The 12,040-nt window shown below is 65.1% G+C and carries 4 protein-coding genes; all 4 read left to right on the top strand.

Features of this window, described 5'->3' with window-relative positions; all coding sequences use genetic code 11:
* Nucleotides 1-613: 613 nt before the first annotated feature.
* Nucleotides 614-4,972 (top strand): PD-(D/E)XK nuclease family protein, encoded by a 4,359-nt coding sequence (locus CRD60_RS02030; protein ID WP_113859617.1) that lies wholly within the window; start codon nt 614-616, stop codon nt 4,970-4,972.
* Nucleotides 4,969-9,483, top strand: coding sequence for an ATP-dependent helicase (locus CRD60_RS02025; RefSeq protein ID WP_113859616.1), 4,515 nt, complete (start codon nt 4,969-4,971; stop codon nt 9,481-9,483). Before CRD60_RS02030 ends, CRD60_RS02025 begins: the two co-directional genes overlap by 4 nt.
* A gap of 131 nt (nt 9,484-9,614) precedes the next feature.
* Nucleotides 9,615-10,406 (top strand): GNAT family N-acetyltransferase, encoded by a 792-nt coding sequence (locus tag CRD60_RS02020; protein ID WP_113859615.1) that lies wholly within the window; start codon nt 9,615-9,617, stop codon nt 10,404-10,406.
* Nucleotides 10,387-11,736 carry an MFS transporter gene (locus CRD60_RS02015; RefSeq protein WP_113859614.1) on the top strand — a complete coding sequence of 450 codons (1,350 nt, stop codon included), beginning with the start codon at nt 10,387-10,389 and terminating at the stop codon, nt 11,734-11,736. Before CRD60_RS02020 ends, CRD60_RS02015 begins: the two co-directional genes overlap by 20 nt.
* Nucleotides 11,737-12,040 lie beyond the last annotated feature (304 nt).

Here is a 12,040-nt window from a genome sequence, read left to right as displayed (position 1 = left end):
TGGGGGCGAGGGGGAGGTGTGGGGAGTTGTGGGGGGGGGGGGGGGTGTGGGGGTGGTGGGGGTGGTGGGGGAAGTGGGTGGGCGGGGGGGGAGGTGGTGGGGGGGGTGGTGGGGGTAGGGTGCGCGATGTGGGCTGGGCGAGTGGGGGGGGGGGGGGATAATGGCTCTATATCCCAAGCCATAATCGGATGGGGCATAGGCACGCTAGTCTTGTGCCACATAGTCTTCATCACTTCCGGTTCTCAATGACAATCATCGTCCTACGTGCGGGTTTGTGACGCGGCAAGAGCAAGAGGTTACAGCCGTCATGGCCGTGTAGCTTCATGCACGCTACTGCTGAGACAAACCTGATATATCGCTGATATATCATTGAACGGTCCAAGACTATCAGTCCCAGAACATCCATGATTGACATGGTAACACCCGGTACTTTGAAGAAAACTGTGAATGCTGGGTGGCAGCTGGTAGCTTCCTATGCTTTCGCTGGGCTGCCGCAGGTTCCTTCTGTTAGCCACCACCCGGCAGGCGCCAGGGTCTTTAAACTCGCAGAGGAATTGTCTGGGGTGGTTCCATAGATTGTTATTGAGGCAGGCTAAAACCTAGACTGGGGCTTATGATTCTTGAACGTGCGGATGGCCGATTGAACCCTGTCAGGCAGTTGCTGGACGGGACCTTGCATGCTGCCCTGGCGGACCGTGCCGATAGCATCGCGCCGGCCGCCTCGACCCTGCTGGTTCAGGGGCCGCCCCGCTCCGGCAAGACCTCCTTCGCCCTTGACAGCCTCCTACTGGGCCTGCGGGAGCTGGGAGACACCCGGGCCACCATGGCGGTCTCCAATAGGCTTGAGGCCGCCGACCTGGCCAATCAGGTCATCAGGCGGGCCACGGTTTCCGCCCAGGCCAGGCCGGTCACCACCCTGTCGGCTGTAGCCTTTGGCCTAGTCCAGGATGTTCGGGCCGCTGAGGGACTCACCCCTCCCAAACTGCTCAACGGAGCCGAGGAAGATGCCCTCCTCCGCCAGGTCATGCTGGCCCATATCCGCCATGCGCAGGCCGGTGACTCCTGCGACTCCTGCGGCCTGCTTCGTGACTACTTTGCCGCGGACTCCTGGGTCTCCCTCCTCTCGGATATGCAGACTCAAGGCACTGGCGCCAATCCGCCTGTCCAGGGGGCGCAGGCAACCACTGAGGCCCTGCTGACCCGCGGCCTGAACAGTGCCTTCATCATGCAGCTGCGTGATATGCTGGCCCGCATGGACGAGCTGGGCGCCTCGCCCCAAGAGGAGTCGGCCATCCTGGGAGCACTGGATATGGGCGACCCGCGCAGCGAGCGCCTGGCCCTCCAGTGGCGGCTGGCCTTCGCCTTGCGGCAGGAGTATGACCAGGCTGTGGCCCAGGCATACGCCACGGAGTTTCGTTTGGACGCCTCGCGTTTACTGGTCGAGGGGACCAAGGCGGTGGCGCGTGCCCGGGAGGCCCAGCCCCTGTTCCTGCCTGGTCTCCTGGTCGTTGATGACGTACAGGACCTGACCCTGGCCGGTCTGAGCTTCCTCCAGGCCCTGTCTCAGGCGGGCAGCAAGCTCTTGCTCCTGGGCAACCCGGACGAATCGGTCCAGGCCTTCCGTGGTTCCTACCCTGAGTATGTCTTGACACGTCTGCAGGAGGCGCCTTTTACTACGGCGGCCCTGAGATTGTCTGGACCGGACTCGCCGGTTGAGGCGGTCCCGACTTCGGCGGCGGCGGCCAGTGGCGGGGTGGGGGCCGAAGAGCCCCAGGCCCCGGATTATAGGTCCTTGATTGCCTCGCGCGTCTCCCTATCCATCGCCTCGCCACAGGAGGAGACCCTGCCCCTTCCCCAACGGCCCGGCAAACTGCCCCGCTACCAGCATGCCCTGCCCATCAGTCCTATATATAGTGAAAAGACCGCTGACGATGCCAGCCTGCTGACCGCCTGCTACCGGTCGGCCGCCGAGGAGCTGGAAGATGTGATCTGGCGGATCAAACGCGCCCACCTGGACCAGGGGCGTCAGTGGAACGACATGGCCCTCATCGCCCACGACAACGCCACGGTTCGCGCCTTCGGTGAGCGCCTGCGCCGCGATGGCGTGCCTGTGCGCTACTCCTCCGTGACCAAGCCCTTGAAGGAGGAGCCTGTGGTGCAGGGGCTGTTCGCCCTGGTCGAACTGGGGCGCTTGCGGCACAGGGGCCTGGAGGCCTCCGGCATGGGATTGGCCCAGGCGGCGGGTTTTGTTCATTCCAGGGTCCGCAGCCTCATGGCCTCCCCCCTGATCGTTACCAGTTCGGGGATGCCGGCCAGGATCGAGCCGGTCGAAGGGGCCATGAAGTCCCTGGCCTCACTGGCGCAACTGCTGGAACGCAGTGGGGAGGCCGCAGACGCCGACCTGCCCCAGAGCGCCCAGGTGGACGCTTCCGCTGTTGCTGATCTGCTGGCCTCCTGGAGGCGGCTGCTGGCGGACCGGGCAGCCGCCCAGGCCGCCATCCAGGTCCAGGTTGATGACGCCCTGCTGGGTGCGGGAGAGAAGGAGGCTGATCTACCCTTCAGCCAGGAGTCTCTGATGCTCCTGCTGGCCCTGGACGGGAAGACCTCCGCTGCCGCACAGGCTGCCGGGGAATCGGCTGGTCCGGTCCAGGCGAGTGGAGCAGGACGGTCGCAGGGGGTGGCAAGCAGCGGCCAGGTACTCAAGGCCATCATGGCGGTCTGTGGCAAGGACCCCCAGGCCAAGGCCTTCGCCCATCTCTGGGACCTGGTGGATACCGTGGCCGCAGGGCTGGCCGACCTGCCCTCACCTGAGCCCCAGTATGTCCTGTACCTGGCCTGGGACGCCTGTAAGGTGGCCAAGACCTGGCAGCGTCAGGCCTTGGATAACACCGATCAGGGCCGGGCGGCCAACGACCGTCTGGACGTGGCCATGCGGCTCTTCACCTATGCGGCCTCAGACTCCTTCAGTTCCGACACCATGGGTTTTCTGGCCCAGGTTCGGTCCATGGAGATCGAGGCCGACTCCCTGGCCAAACTCGCGCCGGTCGACCAGGCCCTGACCCTGACCACACCAGCCGGTGCGGCGGGAGGCCACTGGCCCTTGGTCTGGATCGTGCAGGTGCAGGAGGACGTCTGGCCCAATCTGGCCCCCCGCAACACCATGTTCGGCGGTGAGCAGTTGGCCCGCATTGTGCTCAATGGGCATCTTGATGAGGCTGAATCCCTGGCCTTCGGGGGCTCGGACCCCCTCATGGCCGCCCTCTTGGCCAGCGAGCAGAAGAGCTTCCTGCTGGCCTTGACCCGGGCCGACGACCAGCTGACCATCTCCTGCGTCTGCAACGATGACCTGGTGCCCTCCGACTTCCTGTACGGATACCTGCCCGAACGGTTCGACCGGGAGGTCTGGGCCGAACCCGCCAGCAGGCCCTACGCCCAGGTTGGCCAAGGCGATGCCTTTGCCGGGCTCGATACCGACCTGCGGGGGCTGGTGGCTGCGGCCCGGGTGCGCTTGGCTGAGGAGAGCATGGGGCTTGAGGCCAGGGCCGAGGCCGGCGACCTGGCCGCCCAGCTGGATGACCGATACGCTCGTGACGCCGCCCAGGCCTTGGCCCTGCTGGTCTCGCAGGGCGTGGCATTGGCGGATCCGGATGCCTGGTCCTTCCTGGAGTGGCAGAGCCAGGACTGCCAGCAGCCTGAGCTTGCGGCTGTCTCGGCCCCAGCTGCCCCGGAGGATTCCGGGCACTCTGACACGGTTGCCGCGCAGGCTCCCCAGGTCACCCTCTCGCCTTCGGCCGTGGATGACCTCTGGGGTTGCCCGGTCTGCTGGCTCCTGGAGAAGCAGTTCGCCGGACCTCGGCCGGGGTCCGCAGCCGCCGGGTTCGGCTCCGTCATCCACCAGGTGGCCCAGGAGGGCAGCGAGGCGGGATTGGACCGGCCGGACTTCATGCCCCAGGCCAGCGCCCAGGAACGCTTCGATGCCGCCCTGGCAAGGATGATGGACATCTACCGGTCCTTGCGTATCGACCCGCAGACCATCAGCGACGCCCAGGAGCGCTACCAGGCCATGCGCAAGGACCAGGACGCCCAATCCATGATCGAGACCGTCGCCCACTATTTCCTGGAATCCAACCAGGAGGACTATCTGGGCAGGAACGCGCAGAATTTCTCGATCGGCAGCTTCGAAGAGGCACAGTGTGAGCGCTCCTTCAACGCCAGCTTCACGCTGGCTGACATCCTGGCGGCCTACCGGTCCATCCCCGGCGCCCAGGCCATGAGCCAGGAGGACCTCTACGCGATCATGGGTGCCCTGGTCGGTGGTTGGCCCCAAGGCATGGACCCCCAGTTGACCATCAGACTGACCGGCCGCATCGACCGGTTGGAACGGCGCCGTATGGCTGATGGGAGCCAGCGGATCAGACTTATTGACTACAAGACCGGCCGGCTGCCCTCCACCAGGGACGTGTTCAATGACCTGCAGCTGGTCTGCTATCAGCTGGGCCTGGCCTTCCCAGAGGACCGGCAAGGGGAGGGTGTCCTGGCTGGCCTGCCCACCATAGGCCAGAGCAACCTCTTCCACCTGGCCACGGCCCAGCCCCCAGGCGCCTACCATGGGGCGGCCGAAGGCAGATACCAGCCACCGCTCTTCCTCCAGGGGCACCTCAACGACAGCGCCTTCGTCAAACGTTCCTACCTGTCCAACCCGGTCAAGGTCCACGGCTTGGACCCTCTGGGCCAGGAGCCACCGGAGGGTGTGGGTTCTCAGACCTGGCAGGGCTTCCTGGACCTGCGGGGCGGGCAGGCGGTATGGGCCCTGACCATGATTGCCAGGGTCTTCTATGCCGGGGCTGCCAGTCGGTCGCAGGAGCTGCTGGCCCACCCCCAGGACAGCCACGTCAAGCACTGCCGTATGCTATCGGTCTGCCCGGCCTGCGCCGGCCAGGTCAATACCGTCTTTGAGGTGAGGAAGTCATGAGTCAAGACAAGGCCAGACCAAGCTTCGTCGACAGCCCCGAACAGGCCGCCGTCATCCAGGCGCCCGTCGGTGCTGACCTGCTGGTGGTGGCCGGGGCAGGCTCGGGCAAGACCTACACCATGACCCGACGCATCATCGAGCTGATTGGCCGGGGGGTGGCCCCTGAGCGCATCCTGGGCCTGACCTTCACCAACAAGGCCGCCTCCGAGCTGCTCTCCAGGGTTTCGGCCGCCGTGGCCGCGGACCGGCAGGCCCAGGCTGGGGGGCCTGACATAGGCCAACCATCAAAGCAGTCAGGGGAGGGGGGGAGAAGGGAAGCCACCTCCCGGTCCGGTGGGATTCGCGACATGGCCATCAGCCAGACCTTCCTCAAACCACAGATCTCCACCTACGACGCCTTCTTCCAGACCCTGGTGCGCCAGTACGGGCTCCTGGTGGGCTTCGACCAGCAGACACAGCCCCTGAGCGAGGCTGGCCCCCAGCAGTTGATCGCCAACGTGCTGGAGCGGCATCTGGACCTGCTGGTGGAGGAGCAGCTGGGAGCCTTCAGCACCGTGGTGGACAAGGTCCATGCCCTGAGCGACGCCATAGCCTCGGCCATGATTGGACCTGGCTGCAGCGACATGGACCAGGCCATGGCCCGTATCCGTGCCTGGGACCAGGCCTTCAGCGACCAACTCGACCAGGCCCTGGGCGACGAGCAAGCCCCCCAGGAGGAGCCCGTCGTATCCTCCAAGCCACCCAAGCGCCGCAAGAAGGACAGCGACCAGGACCACCAGCGGCGGTTGGAGGAGTACCAGGCAGCCTGGCACCAGCGCTGCCTCTACCGGTGCGGGCAGCTCAAGACCGTGGTCCACCAGCGGGAGGTGCTGCTGACCCTGGTGGAGGAGTACCAGCAGGAGAAGCGTCGGCAGAACATGGCTGAGTTCAGCGATTTCACCATCGCTGCCTACCAGCTGGTCAGCCGTTTCCCCTCCATCGGCCAGACCTACCGCCACCGGTTCAGCCATGTGCTGCTGGACGAGTACCAGGACACCTCCACCACCCAGGCCAACCTGCTGGCCGCCCTCTTCCATGGCGGCCAGACCGGGGCGGCCGCGCATACAGACTCAGCCCAGGCCGGCCCCGATCAGACCGGTTCGGCGGACCCCCTTGGGCAGATAGGCCTGACCGGTTCGCTGGGCCAGCTGCTGGAGGATCTGGGGCCAGTGGTCCATACGGGCGCCGGTGCCGGAGCGTCCTCCCATCCCCTGACCGGCCGCGCCAATCAGGTGGCCGTCAGCGCTGTGGGCGACCCCTTCCAGTCCATCTACGCCTGGCGTGGCGCCAGCCCTGGTGCCTTCCGGCTCTTCCAAAGCAACTTCGGCATGGCTGAGGGCGGCAAGCCCTACCCCCTGAGCGTTACCAGGCGCAACTCCCAGCTGGTCCTGGAGGCCGCCAACAACCTGACGGCCCCCCTGAGGCTGCCCGAGCGCAGGCCCAGTTCGGCCAGGGAGGGCGAGGTCAGTGTGCAGGCCTTGAGGGCCATGGACACCGCACCCCTGGGTAGTGTGGGTGTCTTGGGGTTGGAGACCCTGGGTCAGGAGATTGATGCCGTGGCCCGCTTCGCCAAGGAATCCATCCGCCTATCCCAGGCGGCCCAGGAGGCCGGAACTTCCTCGCAGTCAGAGGGAGCCGATGGGTCTGCCGGCGGAAGGCAAAGCCCGTCAGGAGCCGGTCCCAAGGTCGCCGTCCTCTTTCGTACCAAGTCTGACATGCCCGCATTCGCCCAGGGGCTGCAGGCCGCAGGCCTGACCTGCTCCATGGTGGGCTATTCCGCCCTGCTGGAACGCCCCGAGGTGCGTGACCTCCTGGCCCTGCTCCACCTGCTGGCGGACCATACCGACTCGGCCCATCTCATGCGTCTGCTGGCCACCCCCCGCTTCGGCTTGGGGGCCGAGGACCTGGCCGCCCTGGCCCGTCTGGCGGATCGGCAGAACACCCGCTACCGCTTCAGGGCCCTGGCGGAGGCGGGTCTGGTACCGGCCGATGCACCGCAAAGCCAGTGGTCGGCTTTGATCAAGGACCATCAGGACCAGGTGGCCAACGCCCTCTTTCTGGTCGACCTGCTCAGCCGCCAGGACCTGGACGAGCTGTTGGAGCAGTCCCAGGCCATCAGCCCCCAGGGCAAGGCCGGCATTGCTCGGATGGGTCGGGTGCTCAATGAGGCCCAGGCAAGCTTCAACGAGCCCTTGAGTGTTATGGTCCAACGGGCTGTGGAAGCCCTGGGGCTTGATGTGGATCTGGTCCTGGCCCAGGCCATCAACCGCCCTGGCCAGCCGGTGTGCTCCAGCCAGGCCCTATCGGCGCTGGAAGCGGTCTGTAGCTTGGTGGACGACTACAGCCGCGAGCTGCCTGAAGGGGTGCCGCCAACCCTACGGGGCTTCGTCGCCTGGGTCGATGCCCTCAGTCAGGTGGACGACAAGTCCTCTGCCCAGCCCGACACTCCGGCGGATGTCATGCTCATGACCATCCATCAGTCCAAGGGCCTGGAATGGGACGCCGTGGCCGTGGTCGGTATGGCCGACGGCAGCTTCCCCTCGCGCCAGGGCGATTCGCTCTCGGTCAAGGAGGAGGATGGACATCCTGGCAGACTGGATCCCGCCAGTGGCCTATGGACCCCCCCGCAGTACCAGTCCACCGCCAGCACATGGCTGACCAACCCGGCCGCCGTGCCGGTACCTGTGCGTGTAGACACCGCGATTCTGCCCAGCTTCCCCCACAATGCCAATGACTACGGGGATGCCCTGACGGCCCTGCAGGAATTGGACGGGGTGGAGCGTGTGGAGGATGAGGTCTTCGGCCAGATGCGGCAGGTGATGGGCCTGGACGAGGAGGGCCAAGGCAGACAGTTAGACCGTGACGGCTGGTATTTGAGCCAGCAGGAGGAATACGGTCGCCGGATCCACGCTGATGAACGTCGCCTGGCATACGTGGCCCTGACCCGGGCCCGCCGGGCGGCCCTCCTGACCTACAGCCATCTCTCGGCCCTTAGCCGCAATCCCGGCCAGTCCACAGGCCAATCCTCCCAGCCCTCCAACTTCTGGACAGAGGTGTTCGAATCCCTCAAGGGCAGGGACGGGATCTTCCCCGCTCCCCACCAGGCAGCGCAAGAGGCAGAAGGCACCACCGAGCATGGCGGGGACCCTTCAACCGGTACGGCCAGGACCGGTATGAGTCTGACTGACCTGGGAGCCGGCAGACCGGCAGGCTTCTTTGCTGGGGAACAGGCCCAGCACTACTGGCAGCTGGTGGTCGACCAGGCCTGGGAGGAGCCCCTGGAGGCATCGGACCAGGAGGAGACACTGCCCTGGCCGGCCTCCTCAAGCCCCAGGGTGAGCCGCATCCTAACCCAGGGAGCCCAGGCTGTTCGCCGGGCGCTCGCCGACCACCAGCAGGCCGATGCCGGGTCGGATCCCTTGGCCTCATGGCCGGTCGACAGCCGGATCCCTGAACGTGAATCCCTGCTGGAACGGGCCAAGATGCTGGTGGCCGACCATGACCTCATGCCATGGTCAGCCACAGGAGCCGACGACAAAGAGACCTTGGATCGGCAGTTGCGGCAGAAGGGTCAGCGGCTGCTGGCCCGCAGCCGCCAGAATGTCACCTCCCTGCAGGCCAGGGCCGGACTCCTGGGGCCTCAGCAGGCCCGGAACTACTGGCGTGGCCTCATCCGTCCCATACCCCAGGTGGCCTCACCGGCAGCACAGGCCGGCACCATCTTCCATGCTTGGGCAGAGGCCTTCCTCAAGGCCGTCCTGATCAGCCCTGACGAGGAGCTGCTTGGCCTTGCCGTCGCGGCCTTGCCGGCCGATGCGGGAGCCTTGGCCCAGGGGGAACAACCGGTGGCGCAGACCAGGGAGAGTCTGCTGGCCGATCTGGCCCGCCGTGAGGCCGAAGCGAACCCTGCCGGGCATGCCCCCTCTGTGGGACCAGACCAAACCGGCGACCTGGCGGCGGATGGGCCGGTGAGCACACCTGCACAGACCAGGGCCGGGCAGGCTCACTCGCCCCAGCACCCCGACGGCAGGCAAGCAGCCCGGCTGCTGCAGTGGGAGCGCCGCCTGGCTGATTCACGCTGGGCCCGCCGCCGCCCGGCAGCCGTGGAGCGGCAGATTGTGGCCTCCATTCCCGAATTGGACGGGACCATAGTCAACGGCAAGCTGGATGCGGTATTCTACGGTGGTTTGGATGAGGGTGATGGGAGCAAGACCTACACCATCATCGACTGGAAGACCGGCCGGCGCCCCCGCAAAGAGGAGGACATCAATGGCAAACTCCTGCAGTTGGACCTCTACCGTCTTTTGCTGTCGGCGATGACCGGCGTGCCCTTGGCCAGCATTGACGCTAGTCTGTATTACGTAAGCGAGTCCCGTGAGGACTTGCGTGAGCTTCGGGCTCAAGACAAGGACAAACAGACGATTCTTTCCGGACTGTCCATGGGAATTCCCCAGGAATCCGACGATGAATGAGGGTTGATGGCCACTACCAGACCCTCCTGCGATGAAACGCCTCGCATCATCCCGGGTTCCGGACCCGGTGTTGCCGCAGGGTGCGGCTTTGTGTGGGCGGGCGCACAGCACGATAACAGGAGGGCATCAGCATGGCCGGCATCGCCAGACCAAGCCAGCAGACCGTCAAGCAGACAGGTCAGATCACACAGGAACAGGCCGGTGGTCACAGCGAACTACCGGTAATCTACCGACCCATGGCCTGGGAGGACCTTCAGGACCTGGTGGTGGGATACGACCAGACCTGGGGGCAGTATGCCCTGGCAGATGACCGGGACCAGGGCCTACTGGTCGCCCGCTACTTTGTACTTCATTATCTTGAACGGGCCAGCCAGGGAGAAGTCGCCTATCAGGGCGACAAGTTCCTGGGTGTGATCCTGACCCGGGTGGTCGGTCAGCCGCCCGCCTTCCCGCAGGCCAAGGGGGAACTGGCCCAGACCAGGCAATTCCTTGAAGCCAACGACAAGGGCCGCCAGCTCATACAGGTCACTGATTACTGGCACCGCATCGAGTCGGAGATGGAGGACCAGATTAGCGCCAACGAGCGCGACCAGGCCGAGGTCGAGCTCTTCATGGTGGCTGCCGCCGCCAGGGGTCGAGGGGTCGGCGGTGGCCTGTGGGGGCGCCTGCATGCACGGCTGGAGGGCCAGGGCGTCGAACGCTTCTACCTGCATACCGATTCGACCTGCGACGTGAGCTTCTACAGGCACAAGGGCCTGGAGCAATCCATCAGCAGGATGGCGGCGGACCATGGCGAGGACCGTGCGGCCATAGGCGAGGACCTTGACGACCTCTACATCTATGAGGACACCATCAGCCCAGGGCAGGGACAGAGCGCGAGTTCGGCAGAAGGGACACCCGGCCATGACGACAGGCAAGCATAGGTCTCCATACGTGAGGCTGTTCGCCATACCCGGCACCAAGGCCTTCTGCCTGTCCGGTGCGGTGGCGCGACTGCCCATATCCATGATGAGTTTGGGTATTGTGCTGGCACTCAACCACCTTTACAACCAGTGGACCATCGCAGGCAGCATGTCCGCCGTCTACATTCTGGCCATGGCCCTGGTCACCCCCTTCTATGCCCGGCTCTTCGACCGGTTCGGGCAGCGGAAGGTCGGGGTTCCCGCCCTGGTCGTACAGCTCGTCTCCATGCTGGCATTCGCTGTGGCCGCCCTCTTTAGGGTGCCCATCGCCATACTCTTCGTCCTGGCGGTCTGCATGGGTTTGACCCAGTTTTCCTTTGGTGCCCTGGTCCGCACCCGCTGGGCCTATGCCCTGCGTGGCCAGGAGAATGATGAGTTGCTCAACGCCGCCTACGCCCTGGAGTCCGGCATCGACGAGATCGTCTTCATTCTGGGTCCCATCCTGTCGGCCTTCCTGGCCACATCGGTTCATCCCGTCTCCCAGCTTTTTGTGCCCACCCTGGCCTGCGGCTTCGGCGGCCTGGTCTTCTTCTCATTGAGGAACACACAACCGCCCGTGGTGGAGCCGGTGCTGGTTGCGGCGGCCCCAGCCAGCGACGCCGATGTGCGGGCGGCTTTGAACAGCGGCAGCCAGGGAACGGCGGGTCAAGTCCCTACGGATTCACTGGGTGTCAAGCAGCTCCATACCCATAGGAGCAAGTCCAAGAGTGTCCTGCTCTACCAGGGAATACTGCCCCTGTTGATTGTCTTCGTGGTCTTCAACATGAGCTTCAATGCCTTCGATGTCTCGGTCACTGCGCTGATGAAGGAGATCGGCCGAGAGCAGTTCCTTGGCCTCCAGCTGGCCTTGGTGGCCTTCGGGTCCTGCCTTGGAGCCTTCGCCTTCGGTAGCCGCCAGCCCAAGCATTCCAGTTGGTCCACCATGGTGCGATTCCTGGTTCTGCTGACTCTGGGCGACATACTCCTGAGGCTTACCATGCACAACCTGCTGTTCCTGGGGGTCTGCGAGGTGCTGACGGGTCTGTGTGTCTCCCCCCTCTTCGCCACCGGCAATCTCATCGTCAAGGACATAGTCCCCGAGCGTTCCCTGACCGAGGGGCTGTCGTGGCTCACCACCGCCGGGTCTGTTGGCACCTCATTCGGTTCGACCATCGCCGGTATGGTTCTTGATGTCTCCACCCCCCAGGCTGGACTGATGATTCCCTGGATCTGCACCATATGCGCGGTTCCCCTGGCTCTGTTCGGCTGGCTGCTGGCCAGGGGCAAGAAGACACAGGTCACCGAAGAGTAGCCGCTTGCCTTAGCTCTAGGGCTCCCGGCTAAGCTGCCGGTGGCCTATATGGGCTCATGCCCCTGCCAAGGCGGCAGGGGCGATTCGCTGTGAGCATAATGGTCCTGAAGCCGCCATTGCCCTCAGTCCCGTTCGCAAGATACGACCCCCACAAGCCCTTGGTCAGAGTCCGTCCGATGGCTTCCCTCCAGGGTCGGTATGCCTCCCCCCCCCCCCCTCGCTCTGCTGTCACTTTCCTTCAGTGAAGGTGGTTATATTGGTACGTAACCCTTTCTATTGAGTTCCTTGCCGGAGCTGGTGACCT

Origin of the sequence: Bifidobacterium aemilianum (assembly GCF_003315635.1) — a bacterium.
Lineage (GTDB): Bacteria > Actinomycetota > Actinomycetes > Actinomycetales > Bifidobacteriaceae > Bifidobacterium > Bifidobacterium aemilianum.
The sequence above is the reverse complement of the archived record's forward strand: the minus strand, read 5'-3'. Positions and strand labels throughout refer to the sequence as shown.

Bases quoted from the DNA above. Each gene is read 5' to 3' on its own strand.
- CRD60_RS02030 (WP_113859617.1), top strand. From the start codon at position 614: ATGATTCTTGAACGTGCGGATGGCCGATTGAACCCTGTCAGGCAGTTG.
- CRD60_RS02025 (WP_113859616.1), top strand. From the start codon at position 4,969: ATGAGTCAAGACAAGGCCAGACCAAGCTTCGTCGACAGCCCCGAACAG.
- CRD60_RS02020 (WP_113859615.1), top strand. From the start codon at position 9,615: ATGGCCGGCATCGCCAGACCAAGCCAGCAGACCGTCAAGCAGACAGGT.
- CRD60_RS02015 (WP_113859614.1), top strand. From the start codon at position 10,387: ATGACGACAGGCAAGCATAGGTCTCCATACGTGAGGCTGTTCGCCATA.